The 23,519-nt window shown below is 39.9% G+C and carries 21 protein-coding genes and 1 pseudogene; 8 read left to right on the top strand and 14 right to left on the bottom strand.

The window, feature by feature from the left end; all coding sequences use genetic code 11:
• Positions 1-160 precede the first annotated feature (160 nt).
• Entirely contained in the window at positions 161-817 is a 657-nt protein-coding gene (locus H6G79_RS27465; protein WP_190593220.1) for a Nif11-like leader peptide family natural product precursor, read from the bottom strand.
• 732 nt (positions 818-1,549) lie between these two features.
• On the opposite strand from H6G79_RS27465, the gene H6G79_RS27460 reads away from it, so the two are divergent.
• The 3 genes from H6G79_RS27460 to H6G79_RS27450 all read left to right on the top strand — a co-directional run bounded on the left by H6G79_RS27460 (position 1,550) and on the right by H6G79_RS27450 (position 2,675).
• Complete coding sequence (locus H6G79_RS27460) at positions 1,550-1,807, top strand: translation initiation factor (RefSeq protein ID WP_190593219.1); 258 nt, start codon at positions 1,550-1,552, stop codon at positions 1,805-1,807.
• 191 nt (positions 1,808-1,998) lie between these two features.
• The gene (locus H6G79_RS27455; protein WP_190593218.1) at positions 1,999-2,316 is read left to right on the top strand and encodes a hypothetical protein; all 318 of its coding nucleotides are present in this window, start codon (positions 1,999-2,001) and stop codon (positions 2,314-2,316) included.
• Positions 2,313-2,675, top strand: a complete 363-nt coding sequence (locus H6G79_RS27450) for an aspartyl protease (protein ID WP_190593217.1) — start codon at positions 2,313-2,315, stop codon at positions 2,673-2,675. The genes H6G79_RS27455 and H6G79_RS27450 overlap by 4 nt, the downstream gene beginning before the upstream one ends.
• A gap of 140 nt (positions 2,676-2,815) precedes the next feature.
• On the opposite strand, the gene H6G79_RS27445 is transcribed toward H6G79_RS27450, so the two are convergent.
• The 3 genes and pseudogenes from H6G79_RS27445 to H6G79_RS27435 all read right to left on the bottom strand — a co-directional run bounded on the left by H6G79_RS27445 (position 2,816) and on the right by H6G79_RS27435 (position 6,902).
• Positions 2,816-4,270, bottom strand: a complete 1,455-nt coding sequence (locus tag H6G79_RS27445) for a DUF1802 family protein (RefSeq protein WP_190593216.1) — start codon at positions 4,268-4,270, stop codon at positions 2,816-2,818.
• Positions 4,271-4,280: 10 nt separating this feature from the next.
• Positions 4,281-6,200: pseudogene (locus H6G79_RS27440) on the bottom strand (hypothetical protein).
• A 42-nt stretch (positions 6,201-6,242) separates the two neighbouring features.
• On the bottom strand, positions 6,243-6,902 hold the full coding sequence (locus tag H6G79_RS27435; RefSeq protein ID WP_190593215.1) for a hypothetical protein: 660 nt from the start codon (positions 6,900-6,902) through the stop codon (positions 6,243-6,245).
• Between the two features lie 244 nt (positions 6,903-7,146).
• Here H6G79_RS27435 and H6G79_RS37470 point away from each other — a divergent pair, with 244 nt between their 5' ends.
• A complete protein-coding gene (locus H6G79_RS37470; RefSeq protein WP_277877354.1) occupies positions 7,147-7,269 on the top strand; it encodes a hypothetical protein in 123 nt (40 codons plus the stop codon).
• 99 nt (positions 7,270-7,368) lie between these two features.
• Positions 7,369-7,593: a DUF433 domain-containing protein gene (locus tag H6G79_RS27430; protein ID WP_190593214.1), complete on the top strand. Its 225-nt coding sequence runs from the start codon at positions 7,369-7,371 to the stop codon at positions 7,591-7,593.
• Positions 7,594-7,617: 24 nt separating this feature from the next.
• Here the strand turns inward: H6G79_RS27430 and mdh are convergent, their stop codons facing one another.
• The 6 genes from mdh to H6G79_RS27400 all read right to left on the bottom strand — a co-directional run bounded on the left by mdh (position 7,618) and on the right by H6G79_RS27400 (position 16,922).
• Positions 7,618-8,580, bottom strand: a complete 963-nt coding sequence (gene mdh, locus H6G79_RS27425; protein WP_190593213.1) for a malate dehydrogenase — start codon at positions 8,578-8,580, stop codon at positions 7,618-7,620.
• Between the two features lie 487 nt (positions 8,581-9,067).
• Complete coding sequence (locus tag H6G79_RS27420; RefSeq protein WP_015114200.1) at positions 9,068-9,274, bottom strand: phycobilisome linker polypeptide; 207 nt, start codon at positions 9,272-9,274, stop codon at positions 9,068-9,070.
• Positions 9,275-9,514: 240 nt separating this feature from the next.
• Positions 9,515-10,003: an allophycocyanin subunit beta gene (gene apcB, locus H6G79_RS27415; RefSeq protein ID WP_190593212.1), complete on the bottom strand. Its 489-nt coding sequence runs from the start codon at positions 10,001-10,003 to the stop codon at positions 9,515-9,517.
• Between the two features lie 64 nt (positions 10,004-10,067).
• A complete protein-coding gene (gene apcA / locus H6G79_RS27410) occupies positions 10,068-10,553 on the bottom strand; it encodes an allophycocyanin subunit alpha (RefSeq protein ID WP_190593211.1) in 486 nt (161 codons plus the stop codon).
• Positions 10,554-10,938: 385 nt separating this feature from the next.
• Positions 10,939-14,346 (bottom strand): phycobilisome rod-core linker polypeptide, encoded by a 3,408-nt coding sequence (locus H6G79_RS27405; RefSeq protein WP_190593210.1) that lies wholly within the window; start codon positions 14,344-14,346, stop codon positions 10,939-10,941.
• A 347-nt stretch (positions 14,347-14,693) separates the two neighbouring features.
• Positions 14,694-16,922, bottom strand: coding sequence for an ATP-binding protein (locus tag H6G79_RS27400; protein WP_190593209.1), 2,229 nt, complete (start codon positions 16,920-16,922; stop codon positions 14,694-14,696).
• 377 nt (positions 16,923-17,299) lie between these two features.
• Here H6G79_RS27400 and H6G79_RS27395 point away from each other — a divergent pair, with 377 nt between their 5' ends.
• From H6G79_RS27395 to H6G79_RS27385, 3 genes are all read left to right on the top strand, one after another.
• Positions 17,300-18,046, top strand: a complete 747-nt coding sequence (locus H6G79_RS27395; protein WP_190593208.1) for a DUF3865 domain-containing protein — start codon at positions 17,300-17,302, stop codon at positions 18,044-18,046.
• Between the two features lie 17 nt (positions 18,047-18,063).
• Positions 18,064-19,170 (top strand): aromatic ring-hydroxylating dioxygenase subunit alpha, encoded by a 1,107-nt coding sequence (locus tag H6G79_RS27390; RefSeq protein ID WP_242048576.1) that lies wholly within the window; start codon positions 18,064-18,066, stop codon positions 19,168-19,170.
• A 210-nt stretch (positions 19,171-19,380) separates the two neighbouring features.
• A complete protein-coding gene (locus H6G79_RS27385; RefSeq protein WP_190593207.1) occupies positions 19,381-19,911 on the top strand; it encodes a hypothetical protein in 531 nt (176 codons plus the stop codon).
• A 316-nt stretch (positions 19,912-20,227) separates the two neighbouring features.
• Here the strand turns inward: H6G79_RS27385 and H6G79_RS27380 are convergent, their stop codons facing one another.
• From H6G79_RS27380 to H6G79_RS27365, 4 genes are all read right to left on the bottom strand, one after another.
• Positions 20,228-21,034: a 2-phosphosulfolactate phosphatase gene (locus H6G79_RS27380; protein ID WP_242048575.1), complete on the bottom strand. Its 807-nt coding sequence runs from the start codon at positions 21,032-21,034 to the stop codon at positions 20,228-20,230.
• 202 nt (positions 21,035-21,236) lie between these two features.
• Positions 21,237-21,668 carry a type II toxin-antitoxin system VapC family toxin gene (locus tag H6G79_RS27375; RefSeq protein WP_190593206.1) on the bottom strand — a complete coding sequence of 144 codons (432 nt, stop codon included), beginning with the start codon at positions 21,666-21,668 and terminating at the stop codon, positions 21,237-21,239.
• Positions 21,669-21,695: 27 nt separating this feature from the next.
• A complete protein-coding gene (locus H6G79_RS27370; RefSeq protein WP_242048573.1) occupies positions 21,696-22,070 on the bottom strand; it encodes a hypothetical protein in 375 nt (124 codons plus the stop codon).
• 55 nt (positions 22,071-22,125) lie between these two features.
• Positions 22,126-23,412, bottom strand: a complete 1,287-nt coding sequence (locus tag H6G79_RS27365; RefSeq protein WP_190593205.1) for a M20 family metallopeptidase — start codon at positions 23,410-23,412, stop codon at positions 22,126-22,128.
• Between the last annotated feature and the right edge of the window lie 107 nt (positions 23,413-23,519).

Raw genomic sequence — 23,519 nt, 5'->3', positions numbered from 1 at the left:
ACGATCAGGATGCTTAATTGTATGGCAAATAATGAGTAATGAGTGATGAGTCGGAAATTTACTTATTACTCACTACTTATTACTCATTACTTACTTCAAAAGTGCTGAATCAAAAAGTACAAATTCCTAACCTCTAGCCTCTACTCCCTCGCCCCTTTCCTCACACCACACTCATCAACCTTTGAGTAAAGTAGCTCTTAGGTAAAAAGCAGCGATCTAGGAAAAATGGATTGAGGATATTTTCACTGACAAGATTATCAGATTTATGCACATGACAGAATGGTGGTACTATTCCCCAATCTTCGGCTAACCAAATCCAATATCCGATTTCAATTCTGCCGTAATTTGAAGCTGTGAAAATTTCTCCCACACTATTATTGAGAGATACTAATTCTGGCGAACATTTAACTTCAGTTAATAGCCATGCTAATTCTTCAATAGAAAAATGAAACCGATGCTCGGTAGCTATTTTAATAAACTGTTGTGGATTTTTAGCAGCTAGTAATTGTTCTTTTAAAGATGGGATTTTCTGTGCAGTATCCAACAAATCCCAAATTTGTTTTCTGGTAATTACAAACCATGCAACTGCTTCTTGAGTCAATTTGTACCCATTTTCTTTAGCCAATATCAGAAACTCTTCAATGCTATCGATTTTTTCTAGTTGAGTACTGAGAAAAAAATTCTGCTCTACTAGTGATAAAAAATCAATAATTTTCTGCCATGTAAAATGGTCAAATCTTGGCAGTAATTTGACCTTCTCCTTCCAATAGAAATACTTATCCTCGCTCAAGAATAAATTCCAGAGTTGATAATACATAATGTTATTGGTTTTAGTTTTAATAATTGTTAGGGATAATTACCAGTGTAATAAGTATAAGTTGAGTTTATCGACAGTATTAACAAAACTAATTTCTGTAAATGAAGTTACACAGTAGCTAAGTATAAATTTTTTGTAAATTTTAGAACAAGTTAACTTCATATTTACGGACACTACAATTTTTTGGGGACAGGCGATCGCTCTCCCCTCCATCCCTAATAACCTAAAAAAACCCAAAATTCCGTCTTTATCGAAGAATATAGACGTGTCAAACCCTGATATCCCTACACCATTTCTTAAAAGACCCTCTAGGCGGGTAAATCCGATTAATAGCAAGCAATGTAATTTTTTAGCCTATGAACAGAACTTAAATACGCAGAGATAATTGATTATTTTAAGGTAAATTCATATACAGGTATACTATAACTCTGTCATCTGCCATAACAACATTAGGACTTACGCATCAAAACGAAAAATCAAGGGTTTTGGTGAGGGTGTAGAGGTACAGGGGTATAGGGGTGTACTGATTCAAAATCCTTACACCCCAAACCCCACCCAATCTCCACAGATAATCTTTGTGCGTAAATCATGAACATATTTCTAGAGAGTGAGTGCTATTTCTCTCAAAGGCAGGAGTAAATACTGCAAAGATTCCTTGATAATTTTTACTATGAGCTTTTAATAAGCAAGTTAACAAATCTATTTAGTAAAAAATATAGGAGAGTCATTATTATGGTAAACGGCTTTTTTCAAAGAGCGAAAGAGTTTTTCACAGGCTCAAATAATAATGAGTTTGACCAAGAGACAGATAAAAGTAATGTGCGTCCAGATAGCGAAGATGATTATCTTGAGCCAGAAGACCAAATTTATGAAGGCTTAAGTCCAGCTAATCAAGAACCCTCTAGCGACACGCCTGATGAGTACAGCAATATTAGTCCAACTAGTGCAGACCCTTTTGGCGATCCGGCTGATGAATATGGACGCAAGTAATAACTAATGTCGTGACGATAGATTAAACTGGTGTTGATTTTAGGCGGTGGTATTGATTATCACTGCCTATTTTTTTGCACCACAGAGGCGCAGAGAACGCAGAGTTTTAATATTACTTGGGGTTGAGAAGAAAGTAGAGGCGATCGCCCTTACTTTTTTATAATAGGAAATGAATACATCATCCTATTAATATGGCTGAATCAACCGCAAAACAACCTGCACGCCAAGGCCGAATATTTCCCGAACGAACTTTATCACCTGAAGAATTAGCTAGACGCAAAGCAGAAGATGAAGCATTTTATCAGCGTTGTCGAGCAATTTTTGAGCGCGTGCGTCCTGAGTTGATTAAGGAACATTACGGTTGGTATATTGCAATTGAGCCAAATAGTGGTGATTATTTCATTGACCCTGAAAATATACAAGCGCATAAAAAAGCATTAGAAAATTACCCAAATGCTGACCACTGTGTTTTTTGCATAAACGAAACAGGAAGCACTGGCAGAATATGATTCAGGGCAGCTTTGGAGAAAATGGGCAACTATTTTTTGTGATTGAGTTAATTACTGAAGATGGGTTAAATTTACCTGTAGATACCATGTTAGATACTGGCTTCACAGGCTTTTTAGCTCTAAACCAGCAAGATATAGAGAGTTTAGGCTGGTCTTATCTTGGTAGAGATACTTTACGAACTGCACAAGGCGAAACCTCATTCAAGGTATATTTAGGAAAGTTAATATTAGACGAAAAAGAGTATGAAATCCCTGTGTATGCAGGGGATGAGATTACAGAATTTTTGTTAGGTTCAGAGTGGTTAAAAATCTTGCCATTGCTTGTTAATTATCAAGCCGGCATTTTGACCTTGGGATAAAAGAGATGTTTGAAAGATAATGGTTACTATAGCAATCTTATTTGATTGGTGAGAATCGAGAGGCTCAGATCCCCGACTTCTTGAAGAAGTCGGGGATCTTTGGGTTCACAAATGATTTAGCAATGCTATATAGCATTTAGCTATCTTGAGTATATTTGTAACTCACGCAGAAAATAAAAGCGATCGCTCCTCCAATCCGTTCCTTTTTCTCTACCTAAATAGCCTGTTAACGGTGAAGAAAGTTCTATCAAAATTTCGTGCATTTCTTCGGTTTTGATTGGACGTGGTGGATTCGAGCCAAAATAAGCACCATGTAAAGCGTCTACACCTGCGGATTCTGTGCCTGAATTGTGTAAATAGTTTTTAACTAAGTTAACTAAGTGCGATCGCAATTTTATGGATTGTTCTACTTTTTCAAGATAATTATTGACTTTTTCTTCTGCTAAACCAAAAGGAGCTTGTTGTAAACATAGTTTTAGCTCTAATAAATTAATAGAGTTTTTATAATATGTTTGCAGTTCAACTAATTTTTGTAGAGTCTCAGGACTAATAACGTTCATATGATTTTCGGTTGCTGTTCTCAATGCGTAACTATTTAGTTCTCCAGCCGCTACGATTAATTTAATAGAATTATCATACTGAAATTTACCTAAATGGTTCATACCTATTTTGAGCAATTGAGCCGGAGTACCATCAGGAACTTTCTCAGTTTTAGTTGCTTTACACTCTCCTACCATTGAGAAAGGGTTTTCAGTGTAAAAATCCATTCCTCCAGCTCCACCAGTTGCATCTGGATTAAGCCCTAAACCAGTAAAACCTAATTTTATCAGTCCACGACGTACTAGCTTTTCAAATTGATGACCATCACTAGAATTACCAACTTCAGCAATTTTTTTAATCCAAGTTAAGTCCGTATCTAAAATCTGATGAGATTGATAAATATTCCACCCTAAAAATACTTTAATCTCATCATCTAAATTTTTCGCGGCTGGGTTAGTAATTGCTATTGAAGCTAATGCACTTTGCAATTCTTGTAATTCAGGGTGTAGAGGTGGTTCTAATTTTTCTAGTTGCTGTTTGCGTTGGGTAAAAGTGCGATCGCTTAATACTGGTAATTCTTCAGTTACAGTTATAGAAGATTGTGAACTAACAAATTTACCTAGTTTATCTTGAATATTTGAGTTAACTGCAAATTCTTGATAACTAGCTAAATTATACACACGTAAATAAGCTAGAAAAATATGCTGCTGCTGTTTAATTATCTCCTTTAAAGCTTCTGGAGAAAAGATGGTTAATTGAGACAAAATATCTAATGGCTTAGTTTCATCTAAAATTTGGCAAAATTCACATTTTGCCCAAGATTTAATATTAGATGTATGAGTAGCATCGAGATTACTAACAGGTAAGATATTGACCCGATAGTATTTCTCAAATGGTAATGCAATAGATAAACTTTGTGCTGGATAAAGAGCAAATCTCTGCCCAGGACGAATAAATATCTTGGGCATAGCTGCTATTGTTTGCCCCTGTATTAAAGCTTCAATTTCAGGGGCAGGTAAACACAAAGCTGTTGGCAGTGAAAACAGCTTATTCATGCTTTATTAGTTATAGAGTTAGTTGTATATTATCAGCGATAGAAATGCTTTGAGGTATTCTCATAGGTAATTCATCATCAGTCAAATTATCTGGTTCTTGACCAGAAGGATCACTGAGTATTTCTCGAATCAAAGGATTGTTGATTGCTAATTGTTGCTGCTCAATAAAATCAAATACTTGTTCTTCTGTTAGTTCGTAGCTTTCGCTGTTGTACCAAACAAAATAGATAGCTAATAGAGCTTTAACATCTTGACTTTGAAAGCCTACCCATTCTCCACCTTTATCTTGTAAAAGTACTCTCAAACGTTCTCTAGCTAATGCAGCATTTGGGCTAATTGTTTTAGAACGAACTAGGCAACCGCGAGTTAGGTCAAATCTTTTGTAGTCGATTAGTCTATCTAATGCAGCACCTATAAACCTACCATCTTTCTGAACTACACTTACTCCAATTCTCACTTTCCTATTATTACCGATAACTTTGAAATCAATAAACCTGTCACCTGATGCACCAGTTTCAATACCAGATAAGTCCTCAATGGCTTCAATGGCAATTTCTTCTACAGTTTTATCAACCAAGCTCACAAAAGCCAACCAGATAGCATCACTAATAGTTGTAGCTTCTTCCATTAATGAATCAATAGAAGCTTCTACGTTCGATAATTCATTATCGAAATATGCTTTAACTGGGTGTGGAGTGATTATTGGCTCGGATTCTGTATCTATAGAATTTTTATCTATTTTTCCACCATTATTAATAATAGGTGTATTAATTACAAAATTGTCTGCACACCATTTTAAAACTGACCTTAAAGTTGGTCTTCCTTTCCCAAGTTCTTTAAGTTTATTTTCATCAAATGGATAAAGAGGATGTGGTGGATTTTCTTGATTATCTTGGTAAAAATCTTTTAGCCATGCTTGGACAAGAGCAAGCACATTATCAGAATTAAGATAATTTAATGCTATCGGTTGCCTGTCAGATTTTTCACTTGCCAATCTATCAATTACTGCATCAGCCTGTGGTAGTGTTCTAATTTGCTCATTCCATGTTTCGGGATACATTGATAGTAATAAAACACCTCTTTTGAGACTGTTGTACAAGTCCTTGACTAAGTTAGCGACAATTTGAGGTGCGGTAAATCCTGTGTCGGAAATATCTGCAATATCTAATTCATCGAAACAGATTACGGGAACTTTATAATTGCTAGTTATATCTAATATTTGGCGTACATTACTTAAAGCCTCAGCTTCTTTATCATCATTTTTGGAGTTTGGCAGACCTAGAGAATCAGCTTGTATTTGTGTAATTTCTAAACCTGATAACCAATAAGTTGCATACTGAGCATGTGGATTAGAAAGTGTCTACAGAATAGCTCGAATAATATAGGGGTTAGTAATCTCAGGCTTAATTTTCAGAACTGCTTCTGTTAAATCATCAATTATCCTTGGTGAATTTTTTAACAAATTTGGGTAGCCATTGATGTATTGCCGTGGGGTATAGTTACATTTCTTCGCTTCATTAATTAAAGCTGCTGCTATTTCTTGCCACTGCATCAAATCTTGACTGCCAAAAGCTCTCAGGCTAGAAGCAACAGTTTGCAAAAATTGAGATTTAATCTGATTCAGATTGTCATACTTACCCATGTAGATAAATAAAGCTGTATTTTCTGCTTGTAAGCGATGGCGAATGCGACTAATAATATGGCTCTTACCCAATCCTTTTTCAGCAGTTATAGTAATGCCTACAGTCTCACGTTTTCCTTGGCGGATCTGTTCAACTGCATTAAACACTGCATCAGAAGCATGAGCATTAATTGAGGTAACATCGGGATAACTTTTTCCCCATATTTGTTGCGGTCTGACAACAATATGTCCGGCGAATGGATTTTTATTTCTAATCAGTTCATCAATGGTAGATGTGGTAGCAATCATAGTTTTTGAGATGATATTTATTGAGTGAGGAGTACAAAAAATTTATGCTTTCAACAGTCTGGCGTAACAGCGTAATCCATCTAAGACTGTGGTGATAGAATCTTCTATCTTGTCTGGTGCGCTATCTTCTACACTTCCGCCTTGTAGTTGCAAAATATCGTCAGCTTGCATTTCTAGCAGCCAATCATTAAATTCTGTACGGCTTAAGCGATCGCCTACTTGTCTTCTAATCCGATAAATTGGAACTAGATGATTGAAGTTGTATTCATAATTCAATTTGTCGTAGACTTCCAGCACGACTAACTTAAATTCTTCGTAGGAAGCGATCGCACCCTTGTTAGGTTTTTCTGGTGCGGGTGTACTAGTAACTGTGCTATTAATTCCACCAATCCATTTAACTAGTGCATTTGCAGTCCAACTCCCAACAATAGTTCCGTCAAATCTAAACTCGGAACTTCTCAAACCCTCACCTAGAACTTCTAAACCCTTGGGAGAAGCAAGAGAATAGCCCGTTTTGGAAATTGCGATCGCGCCTTGCTTCCGTAATTCCTCGAATACACTTTGGTAATCTGCTGCTTTTTTACCTTTGGAAACAATACGCTTAGTCAATAAGCCTTTTTTTACTTCCTGCTGCACTCCTCCCAAATCCCACAAAGCCAAAAGGAGGCGAGTTTTCGTCTGAGCTATATTTTTGGTTGGCATATTGAGTATTTTTTCTGACAAAAAACATCGTAGCGACTGTTTCTTTTTAAATGATTCCGAGAGTAAAAAATAACCGCGTAATTGCTGAATATTGACACAGAATATCGCTGACTTATAAAAAAAGTCGGGGTTCTGAGCAAGATTTTTATAAATTAAATAATATTGTTATATATGTCAATCAAATGACACTTCTTAAAAGTTACTCATAGAATAAATACTTTTGAAAAATCTATCAGCAATAAATATGAAGCAAAATTATGAAATTCCAGCTATAGCGTTTTCCAGTCTGCCGAGTTACAAATTTATCTGCGTCCATCGGCGGTTAATTATTCTTGCTCGGACTTCACTACAACGAGAAAACCTATAATATCTCTTGCGATCGCAATATTATTTGTCTTATTGTTGAGATAAAATTGTGAAATAAGTTCACGTATAAATTGTTTTTTCTAGGGAAGATATCTAAATCATGAACTACCAAAATATTATTACTATCGAACCCGGAAAGCGGAGCGGTAAACCCTGTATTCGGGGAATGCGAATCACCGTATATGATATTCTCGAATATCTTGCAGGAGGTATGACAGAAGCAGAAATTTTAGAAGATTTTTCAGAACTGACATCTGAAGATATTAAAGCCTGTCTTGCGTTTGCTGCTGACCGTGAGGAAAAGTTATTTGTGGCATCATTGTGAAAATGAAATAAGCGATTGCTATTCTTATTTCACTGCTAAAATTTCTTGCGATCGCTCGATATTTTTCCGCACAGATTTAGCAGAATTATGCAACGCTGCTATTTCACTTTCACTTAAACTTAATTCTAAAATACTTTCAATTCCACCGTAGCCTAAGCGACAAGGCACACCAATTACTACATCTTTTAAACCATATTCGCCTTCTAAATAAACCGCAATTGGCAATAGCCGCGATTGATTTAATAAGATTGACTCAACCATCATACTTGTCGCCGATGCAGGGGCGAAAAATGCGCCACCTGTTTGAATTAATTCAACAATTTCTGCACCACCATTGCGGGTTCTTGCTATTAAACTTTCAATGGTAGCTGCGTCTAATAATTCTGTAATGGGAATGCCGTTAACGGTGGCATAACGAGACAATGGAACCATTAAATCGCCGTGGCTACCTAATACCATCGCCTTCACATCCGCAGGTAAAACACCCAATTCTAAAGCGATGAAAGTTTCAAAGCGGGCTGAGTCTAACACGCCAGCCATACCCATAATGCGATCGCGTGGTAAACCTGTGGCTTGCCAAGCTAAATAAGTCATTACGTCTAAAGGGTTGGTGACGACAATAAAAATTGCATTGGGCGAATGTGCGATCGCATTTTTCGCGGCTTCGACGACAATCTTGGCATTAGTTCTCAGCAAATCATCCCGACTCATTCCCGGTTTACGCGGTAACCCAGCCGTAATCACCACAATTTCAGAATTAGCCGTATCAGCATAATTATTCGTCCCGATAATCTGACGGTTATGCAGTTCTATTCCTCTAGCTTCCATTAAATCCAGTGCTAAACCCTGCGGCATACCCTCAATAATATCGAGTAACACCACATCTGCTAAATTCTTCTCAGCAATACGTTGGGCGAGAGTACTACCAACTCTACCAGCACCAACAATGGTGACACGCGGTAAATGGCAAGGAATCGGAGAAAACATAATTAATTTGTAATTTTAGGTTTTAGGTAATCCAAAAATACTTTCCTCTCCCTCACTCCTGGATAAACTGCGATCGCCAGTTTGTCACACCCAGTATTTTGGCAATATTTTAGCGCAGAAGTTCTGTAAAAATTCAAAAGTCAGAACTGATGATTCTCAATTCTGACTTCTGGATGATATGTAGTAATCTTCAATGATTTATCAACATCTTGACCAATTTCTGCACGAGCAGAGTGTCTGCCTAAACAGGACTTACACACCACAATTGTCTGTGGGGATTGGGTGTAAGGGTTTTGAATACTTACACCCTTATACCCTCATACCCCTGCACCCTTTACTAAAACCTTATTTTTTTGTTTTTTTAGATAGATTAGTTCCAGTTCCAGCTTTTGGGACGGGGTTTTAGACCTAAAATATCGATAAAAAAAGAGGTCTTTTTTGACCTCTTGGGAACTCCCTACAATAAAGTTCTATTTGTATAGATGAATTAGGACAGCCCAGCGTTGGTACCTTGCTTGCCAGTTGCCAGTTCCACTTTAACGATTTTGCCACCCATTTTTTGAATCCGTTGCTGTTCGCGGAACCAATTTTCGTAAGGAACCAATTTGGTGAAATAGGTATTTTGTAGTTCGCGTTGAGTACGAATCCGGGTTTGGCTTGGAACGCAAGCAGTAATTTTAAACAACCGCGCCATGTTATGAATCTCCTGTGGTGAGTGTGAAAACTTTTTTTATCTCAAAATGAAGCGGGAGTATATTTTTTAGACAAATCTTTAATTAATCTTTCCAAGGCTGGAAATCAAACATCAATACTAGACCACTAACACTCATCATAATCTATGCAATTGCAATAAGCGACAAGACGTTCTAGCACTCACAGTTGATTTCCAGACCTTAATAAAGCTGCACCTAATGACTTAGATGCCAACTAGCTCTTAGCTCAAGCCAGAGGAGATGTAGTCTAAGTAAACGCCCATTTCTTTACCAGCGTCGGGGCCGACTAAGCTGGCGGTTACTTCTTTGATTGCTTGGATAGCTTGTACAGTAGCGCCTACGGGTACACCCAAGGAGTTGTAGGTTTCTTTCAAGCCGTTTAATACACGCTCATCCAGGATGGAAGGATCGCCAGCTAACATAGCGTAGGTAGCGTAGCGGAGGTAGTAATCCAAGTCACGGATACAAGCAGCGTAACGACGGGTGGTGTACATGTTACCACCGGGACGGGTGATATCAGAGTACAACAGAGATTTAGCAACAGCTTCTTTAACGATCGCAGCTGCGTTTGCGCTGATGGTGGTAGCTGCACGAACGCGCAGTTCACCAGTTGCAAAGTAGGCTTTTAACTTTTCTAAAGCACCTGTATCGAGGTATTTACCTTGAACGTCCGCAGAGTTAATGACAGCGGTAATTGCGTCTTGAGCCATTTTGTTAATTCCTTATTTTCAACCGTATTGCAACAGTTTGTGTCAGCAGGGAAAAAGCTTTACCCTACGCCAATGAACCTACTACGTAGTCAAAGTAAGAGCCAGCTTCAGAAGCGTCTTCAGCAGACAACAGGGTAGAAGCAGCATTTTTCAGTGCAGCAACACCTGCGGAAACAGCATCAATAGGAGTACCTAAAGACTTGTACATTTCACGAACGCCGATGATACCGATTTCTTCGATGGGTGTAACGTCACCAGCAACGATTCCGTAGGTGATGAGGCGTAGGTAGTAGTCTAGGTCGCGTAAGCAGGTAGCTGTCAATTCTTGACCGTAAGCGTTACCACCAGGAGATACAACATCAGGACGCTTTTGGAACAAGCTGTCGCCAGCTTGCTTAACTAGACGCTCACGGTTGTCGGTTAAAACTTGAGCGATGCGGAGGCGTTGTGCGCCACCAGAAACAAAAGCCTTGATGCGATCTAATTCGCCAGGGCTGAGGTAGCGAGCTTCTGCATCAGCATTCACGATGGACTTCGTGACGATACTCATTAATGGATTCCTCCAGTACTAATGAAACCAGGATATGAAACTGGTGCGATTTTAATTTCGGTTGAATGGTAGCTACGTTCTCTCGTTGTTTTTTAGATACAACAGTTGAGTCGCTGCTGTAGCTAATACTTTACGAGTTTGCTGGTGTTAATTTCAACTACACGAGCTGTAAAACTCAGCTACCTTCCGCAAAATATTCTCCGGCATTCTGTTGAGCATTTATGACTGCTCTTAATATTTTGTAATATTCCTTTTCAGATTTACACCTGAACACACAATCTGAGAGGAGTGTTGCTAAAGGTAAAGTGTCAATAGTTTATAGCCATGAGTCAATAGTCAAGAGTGTTAACCTCTTGACTATTGAACCTGGACTATTGACTAAGTATTAGCGATCGCTTGGACGACCAGTTAATACAGCCGGAGACAAGCTAGACCAAGATTGTTTCACCAGGTCAGCAGCAGCCTGAACACTACCGAGGTAGTTACCAGCAGGTAGAGATGGGAAGCGTGGGTATGGAACCACATCTTCACCAAAGTAGCGAGCGTATTCTGGGCTATCTATAATTGCTTCTACAGCTGCTCTCAAACCGCTATCAGCCAATAGTTTGTTATATTGACGGATTTCGCCTTGAGTAGCTGGTGCGCGACCCAACAGATGACGGAATAGGTATTCAATCACCTTGGTGTTGGGATAAGGAGTATAGAAGCGTTTGCGATAGATTTCGGAGCTGGCGAGTTCTCGGACAAACTCGCGCACTGAGATTTCACCATTCCGCAGTCTGCTGTCGAGTTCGCTACGACGGTAATAATCAGGAACTTGACCGCTAAACACATCCAATACCTGACAGTAAGCAGCGTTAATTACTAGCTGCCTTTCGGTTTGGCTACTACCATCTGTTAAGCGGAAAATCCGTGCAGGCTTACGGCGGCTGGTACCCACACCCACTTCGACAGATTGACCGCGACCATCGTTGTAAGAACGACCCAACTCGATAAACAACGGCTTGGTCTTGTCGATTTGCCGTGCTTGGGCTGCCAAATCTGCGATCGCTTTTGCCAAAATTGGTGTCTTGGCAGACTCCATCCTTGCTTTGACTGGCTTAAAGCTAGGCACAACCACATCATCGTTTTGTTTAGTGAGTTGGTTGTAAAGCTTCTCGGTGTTGGGGAAGTTAGCCGCAGGTAAAGTTGGGAAGCGACGGTAAGGAACTGTATCTTCTCCAAATACTTGGCGATACTCTGCACTATTTAACAACGCAGCAATAAACGCCTTCAGACCTTGGGTAGCCAAAATCTGGTTATACTTGCGGATTTCTGCTTGGTCAACAGGCGCACGTCCTAAGAAGTGCTTGGTTCCCAACTCAATTACTTTAGTGTTGGGATAAGGTGTGTAGAACTCCTTCAGGTAGAGGTTAGAGTAACCCAAACCTTCAATAAATTCTTTCACGGTGATTTCACCGTTACCCAGCTTACTTTCTAGGCTGGTGAATTCGTTTTTAGCGATGTAAGGTGCAATGTCGCGCTCAAAAATCTGGCGGTAAGCAGCACTAATTAAAGTTTGCACTGCAACTTTATCAGATGTATTTGCTACCAGCTTGAAGACTTTTGTTTGTTCCCGTTGCTTGCTAACACCTTGATTAATCCGGAACTGAATATCTGGTTCTGTGCGATTTTGGCTCACAGCACCCAATTCCACAAAGCGGGGTGTTTCTTGCTTATCAACTTTGGTGGCGACCACATCCTCGCGGATAGTACCAACACGCAGTTGTCGCAATGACACACCAGCCGGAGTTAGATAGCGTTCGTAAGGAACTGTATCTTCTCCAAAGGCTTCGCTGTACTCCACGCTATCTAAGATGGCATCAACAACAGCGTAAAAACCTTTCTTAGAAGCAAGGTCAAAGTATTTATTATTTTCTTGGCGACCGTAGGTCGGACGACCTAACAAGCGACGGTGGATGTATTCGATCGCTTTACAAACATACAACGGTGTCCAGTACAAACCACGGAACAAGTCAGACTTAGCCAAAGCTCTGACAAATTCCCGTACAGAAATATCGCCGTTTTCCAGCTTAATTTCTTGGACTTTCAGCCGTTGACCTTCGTAAACATCACGACCGATAACTTGCAAGTAAATTGCTCTAATTACTGCCTGGGTGGAGCTTTCAGAGAACTTAACACTTGCACCCTTGGCGGCTTTCTTACCAATAGTGCCAGGAAGTTGATCCAGCTTGAATACTTTTGGCCCCAGGCTACCAGGCGCTACACCTCGCGCTCTTGGGTTACTCAGTTGGTTATTAATTCCCGGCCCTTGGTGAATCAAGATCCGTCTTGTATCTTTACCAAATGGCGCTGGACGGGTGCTGGGGTTGCGAGTTTCTTTCGGGAAAATCGCCCCAAATTGAATTTCTAATGGGTCGTTACCAGAACCATAAGGGTGTTGATCTGGTAATGGTTGTTCGTAAGCTGCGAATGTGGTAATGAACTGTGGTACTTTGCGGAAAGGCGCACTGTAGTTAAACAGGTCTTGCTGCGGCCCCCAGTTCCGACATTCTTGGGCTTCTTGACCCAAACCGCGAATGTAGGGTACTGTCTCTTCACCAAAGTAATCAGCGTATTCGTCAGAATCTACCAGCGCATCCACTAATTTAGCCAGACCACCATTAGAAATGATAGAGAAGTATTTTTGGACTTCTTCCCGGCTACTTGGCCCCCGTCCCAAAATGTGACGGAAAGCAAGTTCAATGACGCGGCTGTTAATAAAAGGCTGATAAAACTGTTTTTGGTAAAGCGGAGATTTTGCCAAACGGCGGACAAACTCTTTCATGGAGATGTCGCCATTTTTTACCTTGGATTCCAAATCAGAAATCGACAAGCTGTAAGCACGGGTAATATCGCGCTCAAAAATTTGCCGATATGCTGCTTTGACTACCTCATTTTTTTCGGTAGCTGATAACCCAGGCTTCATCACATACTTGGGACGGCGTTCTGCGGCATTAAAATAAATTTGCGGCAGTTGTAAACCTTGTTGGTCGCCAGAAGGACGTTGACGTACTTTGGTCGAAGGTGTGGGTGCTTTAAATTCTGTCAGCAACACATCCATGTACTGAGACACAATTTCTGTAGCCTCAGCATCTTTGCGGAAGTAAGACAGGGATGCTGACTTAATTTCCTGCAAAGCCACAATAGTTGCTTCACCAGAACAAGCATTTTCAATAATTTCCCGCAGACCCCTGGTGTTTACAGCAATAATGTTGGGGTCGCCAGCTACGATCGCATAAGTAGCATAGCGCAAGAACCAGGACAAGTCCCGCAAGCTCTTGGCCATGTTGCTTGGTCCGTAACGAGAAACGTTTATTGGTCTGAACCCTGGAGGTGTTGGGCCACCAGGAGAAGTATTGAAGATAGAACGCAAGTTTTCTAAGAACCCACCACGGCTTTCAACGTAGGTGACTGTTCCCAGTTTCATGCCTTCTGTGATATCACCAGCGCCAACAGCAGCGCCAGCAGTCACTAATTCTGGTTCTTGGGGCTTTTCTAAGAAAGCCATTGGCGAACCACCGACAAATATCCGGTTAGCTGCACGAGATACGATAATCTCGGAATTTTCTGTGAGAATCTGGGCAATTTCTAAACGTTTTGCACCAGATGCAAAATAGCTTGCCAGTTCATTTAATTCACCAGTTCCTAAAAAGCGGTCTTGCTGTTCCGCTTGAGAAATGGTTGCTACAGCTAGGGTTTGATATAGTTGCGGACGCGCAACTGAGCTTCCACCACTCGCCTTAACACTCATCGGATTTGTAAAACTCCCATCATAATCGTTTATGTGTTAAGTCTGGGTCGCTTTGAGGCTTGACACATTGATGTGTTTATGCCTTCAGAGTACCGCCTTCAAAACTGCCAGTAAAATTAACCCAGTCAGCTTTTAGATTAGAACGTTTTGCGTTTTTCCTGGTAATTTATTAAGAAGTATGTAGATTCTGTAGCCTTGTTTAAGCAAAACTAAGAATAAATACTTCCTGCGACATGAGACAAAATCTAAGTTTTGTATCTGAAAGTTAAAAACTTTACAAAAACATTTTACTGGAGTCGCAACTGAGATTTTCTTTAGCTCCGACAAAAATATACAAATGTTTGCTTTTAGCTTAATTCAGTCAGCTTCGTTTGAGGAACTAGTTGCCGGATAGGCAATTGAATTACAAATTTACTGCCTTCCCCAAGGGTGGAAAAACATTGTAATTTCCCACTATGCTTTTCTGTAATGATTTGGTAGCTGATTGCCATACCCATACCTGTTCCTTTGCCTACAGGTTTGGTGGTGAAAAATGGATCGAATATCCTCTTTTGAATAGATTCTGGCATTCCTTGGGCATTATCAGCGATCGCAATTTCTAGCAATTTGGCATCAACGACTGAAGTGCGGATAGTAATTTGGCTAGGATTTTCTTGTATCTGTTGATAAGTGCGCTTGATATCTACCTCATCAAGGGCATCCACTGCATTTACCAGAATATTCATCAATACTTGATTGAGTTGACCAGGATAGCATTCTACCTGGGGCAATTTGCCATAATCTCGAATAACTTCAATTCCTGGGCGGTCTGGTTTGTCTTTGAGGCGGTGTTGCAAAATTAATAACGTACTTTCGATGCCTTCATGAATATCAACTGTTTTAAATTCCGCCTCATCCATCCGCGAAAAATTCCGCAGAGACAGTACAATGCTCCGAATCCTCTCAGTCCCAACTTTCATCGAAGACAAAATTTTGTGTAAATCTTCGATGAGAAATTCTAGATCCATTTCCTTTGCTAATACTTGAATTTCTGGGTCATTGCTAGAATGGCGTTCTTGGCAAAGATAAATCATCTGCAACAAGTTTTGAGTATATTCATCTAGGTGAGCGAGATTAGCGTGAATAAAGTTGACCGGGTTATTGATTTCATGGGCGATGCCTGCTACCAATTGGCCTAGGCTAGACATTTTTTCACTTTGAACTATTTGTGCTTGGGTACGCTGCAATTCACTCAAGGCTGTTTGAAGTTCACAAGTCCGTGCTTCCACTCGCTCTTCTAGTTCGGCATTACTATTTTCTAAAGCAATAAAGGATTCGCGCAGTTGCCCTGCCATATAATTAAACGAGTCAGCAAGGATATTGAGTTCATGGATATTGCCCTGTTGGAGTGTCTGTTGTAAATCACCGAATGCTATTGCTTGGGTAGTTTGATTCAAACGCAAAATTGGACTGGCAATCCAGCGCGAAGTAAATATGCCAATCGTCGTTGTTAATATTAAGGCCCCAAAACACAGCAGAATGCTAGATTGGGTGTTGGCATTGATTTGTGCCATGTAAGTTTTTTCGGGAATACCAACTACCACCAACCAGTCCAAACCATATTCATCATGCCAAGGCACAATATGGAGATTCAAATATTCTCCTTGAACATTGACTGTCAGTTTTTGGGTATTGGTAATCGAGTGGAAATCGGGAATCTGCTGCTGAAGTTGCTTGGCGATGCCCTTGACCATAGGATTAGGGCTGTCGATTGCTTTGAGGCGCTTAATTTGGTTATTCTCTACGGTAAAAGGTTTTTCTTGAGCAGAATTGGCGACTAACATACCATCACGCTCAATAATAAAAACTTCTCCAAAACGACTAATATCCAGTTTTTGCAAAAATTCGCTGAGTTTCAACAGGTGGATTTCAGCCCCCACAACACCAATCAGTTTTTTACCAGCATCATAAACCGGACGGCCTGCTGATGCCACAATATATGGAGGATATGCGGGGTCATAGTAAGTATAAATGCGAACCCAGATAGGTTTTCCCGCTTTTACCGGTTCAGTATACGCAGGCTCATTGAGGGTATCCCATGTACTGGTCGTCATCACTTGGGTGGGATTACCATCTTTGTCCGTTAAGTAAGTTTTCGTATTTTTTGGTCGGTCTGGTGTTTTGATGGCATTATCATCGATTGTCACAGTCTTACCATCGTAACGACCAGCACCAGCCCCTTCGCCAGTGGCTAGATTTAAGCTGATAAAGGTTAGGTCATAGGCTTGCATTTCATGCCAGAAATACTTGCCAACTTTAAGGCGATCGCGCACATCAAGCAATCCCATACGAATTGCTTCCGCATTTAATTGAATAACTCTATGGGGGATTGACAGGTAAGCATCTAAATGTTGATTTACCTCACTACTAGTTCGCTCCATCAATTTATCGGCTAGATTGTTGACCGCTTTTTCGCCGTTTTTATATGACAGATATCCAACTAACCCCACAATACCAAAAACTTGCAACACGAAAGGAACGATCAGAACAAGCTGTAACGAAAATGCGCGGACTTTGCTAGATCGATGTATTTTCATGAGTTGTAAATCTTGGTAAGAGAAGTTATTTGCTTAACCTAGATTACCCATGAGCAACTTCAGACTATCAAAATAAAATGTTATTTTATAAAAACTTTATTAATTAATAGGAAATATCTCTATTTACATATTTTCAATATATTGCTACGCAATCTATTTTTTAATAAAAAATATAATTAAAATAAATAAAACATTAATTCTTTATATTTGTTTGATAAAAACACTAGTTTAAATCTATTTGATATTTTATAAAACCTCAGCGCATTCACTCAGGAAACATAATTTTTAAAAAGCTAGTATAGTCAGACAATAATGTTAGATACACGTCAAATATTGGCAAAATTAAGGCTTAAATGTTATTTAAAAAATCTGTAGTAATGACTAACCATTTGATAGATTTTCATCACTTAACGAAGCATCTTAATCAACTTATTTCTCAGGATTATTTAGCATTTAGCATTACGGAAAATCCTGTTTTCCGAATAGTGAATGAGAGGAGCTTTGCTCAAATTATTTATGTGATACAGCAATATTCTATTTTTCCAAAAGAATTGGTGAGTTTCACAGAGTTAGCAAGACAGAAAGCACTTACAGCAGGTTGGAATAGTGTAGTTGAGGAACTCACAGAAAATATAGCTGAGGAAATGGGTAGCACTACCCAAGGAGTTTCTCATTACAGGCTTTTAGCAGAAGGACTAGAAGAAGGGCTGGGTGTTCCTGTGAAAAACACTATGCCCTCAATCGCTACATCCAAACTACTGACAACTGTGCAATTGATATTTGAGCAACAACTACTCTACGTACTTGGGGCAACTTATGCGATCGAAGCAACTGCAATTCCTGAATTAACTTTGATTATGCAACTGGTAGAATGCTTGTTGGAAAATCCTATGCCCACAAATTTGCACTATTTCTTTAGCAAGCATTTAAACGAATGGGAACTTGAACATGAAGCTGGTTTACGAACATCCGTAGCAGAATATATACGACCCGAACAATTTGAAGAGTTTACAACAGGGTTTCGGCAAATGATAGATGCAATGGAGGTTTGGTGGCAGGAGTTAGCACAAGAGGCAATTGTATTTGAGGTTGATTTCAGCCCTGCGATCGCTCAAAAATATTAATTTAAATATAACTGAACATGATGAATATCTTCTCCCATCCTTCATTGGTTGATGAAACTACTAGTAGTCATCAAGCAAAAGTTGGACTACCTGGTAATTACTACTTTAGTGAGCAAATTTTTGCTTATGAGCAGCAAACTATCTGGCGTAAAACTTGGCAGTTTGTAGGACGTGAATCTGATTTAGCAAATCCTGGGGATTATCTCACTTGCCAAGTTGGAGATCAGCCTATGTTCGTAATTAGAGATAATCATGGCAAATTGCGAACGATGCACAATGTTTGTCCGCATCGAGGAGCGCGGATGTTGGAAGGACAAGGTAATTGTCAACGGGTGCGTTGCCCTTATCATGGTTGGAACTTCAATTATGAAGGGAATCTCAAAGGTTTGCCTCGTGCTGAATGTTTTCCCAATTTAGATCAGTCAGCTGTCTATCTAGCCAAAGGACGCGTCGAGATATGGGGCGGCTTTATCTTTGTTCACCCAGAATCACAAGGGGAATCGTTAGTCAGTTATTTGGCTGGATTCTCAGACTATTTAAATCAGTATAAGCATTCTTGGGAGGAACTTCAACAGGTTGATCACTGGTTTTATGAAGAGCCAGCTAACTGGAAATTTCCCATTGAGAATTATTTAGAATGCTATCATTTGTCTGTTGTTCATGCCCAAAGTTTAAAGTGTTTTGACCCCAAGAATATTATTTATACTCCAACTGGCAGACACTATCAAATATTTGTTCCTTTCACAGATGATGAATTTGTCAAAAATCACCCTGCTTTTTCAGGAGAGCCAAAAGGACAATCATATCAGGGCTTTATCTTTCCTAATATGATGGTCAATACGGCAAAAGACAAAGTTTCAGTTTTTAAACTGACTCCTTTATCTCCCACAAGAACTAAGTTTGAGGTTTTTATTTATCAAACAAAAGCACAGATTGAAGAATTTCCTTACCAGATTGAGAAATTTCGGACTGAATTTGAACGGGTGTTAAATGAAGACTTTAGGGTAGTGCGATCGCTCCAAGCAAGTGTTCATTCCCAAGCTTATGGTGTGCTTCAGCTTGCAGACATTGAATATGGTATTTCTCACTTCCATCAAGTTTTGTCAGGGTATTACCAACCATAATTTCGATATGGAAGATGAATTAGCCCTCGACATAGGGGTTTCTGAATCGTATAGAGCTAAAAAAATTTTGAGTGTTGGTTGACAAGTGCGATCGCTTGATTTTGGCTTTTGTCCACAAAAATTAACACTCTCTCAGTTGCTTCCTGCAAGATGACCCCGAAATGATCATCGGCTATGCTGTAGCAACCAGCATTACTACAGGGAAGAACTATGAAAAACAGTAATAAATTTAACTTCATTACCTTAGCAGCCTTGTCATCTTTAGCGGTTGTATGGGCGACTAAACCTGCTAATGCACTGCCAGGACAAAACATTAACACTGTAATTAAATGGGCAAAAACTAAAACTCAATTACCAAGACTTACCTATAGTAGCGAAGCACATGGTTATTCAGGTAATAAAGGTAATTTATATTTCTATGTTGATGTTCCGGCAGAGAATGGCATAGTCACCAAAGAAGGAATCACCATTAGCGGCGACTCTAGTATCAAATTCACCAGCAAAAATCCCAAGGCAGTGAAGTTAATTCAAAGCATTTATAACGCGAATATTGCTAATGACTTTAGCCAATCTCGCCGTGTTACTAAAGTTGGTCGAGACCATTATTATAGAGGTCAAAAATATGCTTATATTCTGGCTGAGGTGCAAGGCGGTTCAGCTTTTCAAATTATTAAATTAAATCAATTGCAAAACGAGATTGATAGTGCAAAATATTGCCAAACTCATCAATGTGACTTGTAAATAGGAGGCAGTGGTTCGGCTTCGCGGTAATCGAGCGAAGTCGAGATTCACCAACCGGAGGCAGAAGGTAGTCCCGATGAAACAAGTTTCATAGCCAAGCATGAAAGTGGAACTAGCATTTTTACTCAGCACTCAGCACTTTCAAGTCAGGAGGAAAACTTTTAAGATAAGCGTTTTTATCCACATCTTGTAGCAGTTGGGTTATTGCGATTAAGGTAAGGTGGGCAATGCTAAAAACTGGCTCAAACCTTGATTTTTAAGTTGTAAGCATTGCCTACCCTACGGTTGAAAATGGTGCTGTTTTGCATTTAATTGCCTAAATTAACTGTTTTCTATAGGCGTTATCAGTAAATAAAGGTACGCAACTGCTGATGTTAAAAGCTGCGGCTAATTCAACATCAGAGGCGAAATCTTTAGCAATTAACTCCTTACCAGAACTACATTTTTGTAGGTAACTCAGTAAATCTTGGCGAACAGCTTGAAATGACTGGAGAGCGATCGCCGCTTCTGGTGATAAACTGCCATCTAAATAGCTCAAAATAGCCCCAGCACCAATCAAATCTTCAAAAGCTGGTCTGAGGCTACCATCTTCCTGCCATCGCTCACCAGATGGAATCACAGCAATTTTACTTCCATATTTTTGGGCAAACCGCGCTACAGCTTCGCAATTTCGCAAACAACCCGCCAAAGTAGGTGTACTTCCAGTTAGCAAAGTCAGAGTCGAACCATTAAGTGAAGGCAAAACTAGCCGAGTACCAGATGGGATGTTCATCAGTGATACTGGCGAGAGAGAATATTTATTTATAGACCCTTGTTGTCTGTGAGTTGCTAATTCAGCCTGTATCGAATTTGCATAATCTTGAGTTGATTCATCACCAAATATATATGGAAAAATTATCGCTCCGTTGTTAGTAGCAATCTCTACACAGGTAGAAAAAGAAAGCACATCAACTATAACAACGACATCACTAATAGGAGCAAGTTGAGCAATTCCTTGTGCGCCCCACTCACAACGCAAATCAAACTCTGATTGATTATAAATCATCGGTTGTTCACCTCTATTTCTGTTCGCCGAGCGTTCGCGCAGCGTCTCCGTCAGGAGAAGTCGAGGCGCTGCTTGCATATCTGTATCATTTTTAAAGTTAAATGGTATAAAAAAACGGCAGATAAAAACAGAATAAATATAATTGGTAAGACTATTAACCAACTTCTCAAAGCGTCTGTATTGTTTTCAGACATAAATAATTCAATATTTTGGCGCTGCTGATGATAATATCAAAAGTCCACGCAAAGGTGCAAAGGCGCAAAGTAATTTTTTACTGAGTTCACTGACCTTCAGTAATTGACAAATCGACAATTTTCAAATTAGGGATTTTCTGGAAATCCTTAAAGTTACGCGTTACAACTGTAGCATTTAAAGAAAGTGCAATAGCAGCAATTTTTAAATCTTGTGTACCAACGCGAATTTTTTGCTTTAATAATTCGTTATAGATATCAAATGCAGCTTCATTAAAATCAAGAATATTCGCTTGACACAACAGATTAAATGTTTCTCTGAATAAAACATAAGCTGTAACTAATTCTTGTTTTGATTTCCCGCGTTTAATTACATCCAAACGACCGTACATTTGCTCAACAATCGTGATTAATGTGATTGCAATTTCCGCAGGATTCACAGCAGCTACTTTATTAACAACTACTGGATGACCTCGTTGGAGTAGCGAAACATAGTCAGTATCAAGCACCCATTTTATCATCGGCTTTTTACCTAGACAATTACGCTCCTACTCTTGCAAAAAATAACTTTCTGTAGTCTCATCTAATTCATGTCGATACTTTTCTATAGCTTCAAGTACTTGTTCAAATTGTGGGTCATCTTGAAAAACTCCAGCCATTGCTAACCAGGGGTTTTTCTGCTCAGTGGAGGGCAGTTTTACAGATAAAGAAACAACTTCTGCACCAGCCAGATGGGTTTCTATACGTTGTTGAAGTTCAGTTAATGCAGTAGTGCGATCGCTTGCTTCTACTTGTAATTCTGGCAAGCCTGGAACAATGGCAAAATAGTTGCCATCCGCTTGTTGTTTAACAATAACATTTACGGAAACTTCGTTATTGTTTTGTCCATTTTGTGATGTCGCCGATGAAAAGGAATTCATCATAATTTTTGGGCTTGTTATTTTTGATTGTAAATTAACAGAAATATCCTAAATAAACTCAACTAAAAAACTTCTCCACGCAACGGATGAATATTTCCACACCCATTGGTAGGACAGTTTCATCAAAATCAAATCGTGGGTGATGATGGGGATAAGCTAAATCTTTGTCTGGGTTAGCAGAACCAAGGAAGAAGTAACAGCCGGGAACTTCTTGTAAGAAGAAAGACATATCTTCGCCGCCCATTGTTTGGCATTCTGGCACAATTCCTACAGGCGTTTCTACCACTTCTTCGGCAATTGATCGCACTAATTCTGCAATCCCCGCATCATTAATTACTGGGGGATACAAACTCCAATATTCTAAGTCATAGTTTGCGCCATGACTCTGGCAAACTCCAGCTATAATTTGCTCGATGCGTTGTTTAAAAAAGCCTGCAAATGCGGGGTTAAAATAGCGCACTGTGCCTTTCATATTTGCAGTATCAGCAATGACATTATGTGCTGTACCTGCGTGCAGTGCGCCAACAGTCACCACTGCGGAATCGATGGGGTTAACATTCCGGGCGACAATGGTTTGTAGGGCGTTGACAATCTGCGCTGCAACGACAATCGAATCAACGGTTTGATGGGGAATTGCACCATGTCCACCTTTGCCTAAAATTGTGCAGTTGAATAATTCCACCGCCGCCATCAACGCACCAGCACGAACACCGACAGTTCCCAAGGGGAGATTATTCCACAGGTGTAAACCAATAATGGCATCGACATCAGGATTTTTCAGCACCCCAGCCGCAATCATTGGTTCTGCACCTCCCGGCCCTTCTTCGGCTGGCTGGAAGATAATTTTTACAGTCCCTGCAAAGTCTTCTCGATGCTGCTGGAGATAGTATGCTGTACCTAGTGCGATCGCTGTATGTCCATCATGTCCACAAGCGTGCATAATGCCATCATGCTGCGATTTATACGGTACTTCGTTCAATTCTTGAATGGGCAAAGCATCCATATCCGCCCGAATTGCTAGTACTTTCTCAGTGCTGAGTGCTGAGTGCTGTACACTGATCGGACTTGTACTGAGCGCAGCCGAAGTAGTCGAAGTGTGAGTGCTGAGTTTAGTCCCCTTAATAGTGGCAACAATACCAGTTTTTGCAATACCAGTTTGATGTTCAATTCCCCAGGCTTGCAACTTACTAGCGACAAACTCAGCCGTCAGTTTTTCTTGAAAGCCTAATTCTGGTTGTTGATGTAGTCGCCGCCGCCACTCTACTAATTGTGGTTGCAATGTGCGAATAGAAAGTCGCACACGGGATAAATCAACAGAATAAGAACTGGGGAATGTGGAAACCATTTTGACAACAAACTGCTAGAAGAGGGCTGAGATTGGGCTATGTTCTCAGTTTAATAGTTCACTTTAGATTGTTACTAGTGAATTTTCAACTCCCCGTTAGGGGAGTA

Source organism: Anabaena sp. FACHB-83 (genome assembly GCF_014697485.1).
Lineage (GTDB): Bacteria > Cyanobacteriota > Cyanobacteriia > Cyanobacteriales > Nostocaceae > Nostoc_B.
The sequence above is the reverse complement of the archived record's forward strand: the minus strand, read 5'-3'. Positions and strand labels throughout refer to the sequence as shown.

Excerpts from the sequence above, each read along its gene's own strand:
- H6G79_RS27430 (WP_190593214.1), top strand. The coding sequence starts at position 7,369 with ATGAACTACCAAAATATTATTACTATCGAACCCGGAAAGCGGAGCGGT.
- H6G79_RS27380 (WP_242048575.1), bottom strand. The coding sequence starts at position 21,034 with ATGCAAGCAGCGCCTCGACTTCTCCTGACGGAGACGCTGCGCGAACGC.
- H6G79_RS27435 (WP_190593215.1), bottom strand. The coding sequence starts at position 6,902 with ATGCCAACCAAAAATATAGCTCAGACGAAAACTCGCCTCCTTTTGGCT.
- apcA (WP_190593211.1), bottom strand. The coding sequence starts at position 10,553 with ATGAGTATCGTCACGAAGTCCATCGTGAATGCTGATGCAGAAGCTCGC.
- H6G79_RS27465 (WP_190593220.1), bottom strand. The coding sequence starts at position 817 with ATGTATTATCAACTCTGGAATTTATTCTTGAGCGAGGATAAGTATTTC.
- mdh (WP_190593213.1), bottom strand. The coding sequence starts at position 8,580 with ATGTTTTCTCCGATTCCTTGCCATTTACCGCGTGTCACCATTGTTGGT.
- H6G79_RS37470 (WP_277877354.1), top strand. The coding sequence starts at position 7,147 with ATGAAGCAAAATTATGAAATTCCAGCTATAGCGTTTTCCAGTCTGCCG.
- apcB (WP_190593212.1), bottom strand. The coding sequence starts at position 10,003 with ATGGCTCAAGACGCAATTACCGCTGTCATTAACTCTGCGGACGTTCAA.
- H6G79_RS27365 (WP_190593205.1), bottom strand. The coding sequence starts at position 23,412 with ATGGTTTCCACATTCCCCAGTTCTTATTCTGTTGATTTATCCCGTGTG.
- H6G79_RS27375 (WP_190593206.1), bottom strand. The coding sequence starts at position 21,668 with ATGATAAAATGGGTGCTTGATACTGACTATGTTTCGCTACTCCAACGA.
- H6G79_RS27385 (WP_190593207.1), top strand. The coding sequence starts at position 19,381 with ATGAAAAACAGTAATAAATTTAACTTCATTACCTTAGCAGCCTTGTCA.
- H6G79_RS27400 (WP_190593209.1), bottom strand. The coding sequence starts at position 16,922 with ATGAAAATACATCGATCTAGCAAAGTCCGCGCATTTTCGTTACAGCTT.
- H6G79_RS27445 (WP_190593216.1), bottom strand. The coding sequence starts at position 4,270 with ATGAATAAGCTGTTTTCACTGCCAACAGCTTTGTGTTTACCTGCCCCT.
- H6G79_RS27405 (WP_190593210.1), bottom strand. The coding sequence starts at position 14,346 with ATGAGTGTTAAGGCGAGTGGTGGAAGCTCAGTTGCGCGTCCGCAACTA.
- H6G79_RS27370 (WP_242048573.1), bottom strand. The coding sequence starts at position 22,070 with ATGATGAATTCCTTTTCATCGGCGACATCACAAAATGGACAAAACAAT.
- H6G79_RS27395 (WP_190593208.1), top strand. The coding sequence starts at position 17,300 with ATGACTAACCATTTGATAGATTTTCATCACTTAACGAAGCATCTTAAT.
- H6G79_RS27420 (WP_015114200.1), bottom strand. The coding sequence starts at position 9,274 with ATGGCGCGGTTGTTTAAAATTACTGCTTGCGTTCCAAGCCAAACCCGG.
- H6G79_RS27450 (WP_190593217.1), top strand. The coding sequence starts at position 2,313 with ATGATTCAGGGCAGCTTTGGAGAAAATGGGCAACTATTTTTTGTGATT.
- H6G79_RS27455 (WP_190593218.1), top strand. The coding sequence starts at position 1,999 with ATGGCTGAATCAACCGCAAAACAACCTGCACGCCAAGGCCGAATATTT.
- H6G79_RS27460 (WP_190593219.1), top strand. The coding sequence starts at position 1,550 with ATGGTAAACGGCTTTTTTCAAAGAGCGAAAGAGTTTTTCACAGGCTCA.
- H6G79_RS27390 (WP_242048576.1), top strand. The coding sequence starts at position 18,064 with ATGATGAATATCTTCTCCCATCCTTCATTGGTTGATGAAACTACTAGT.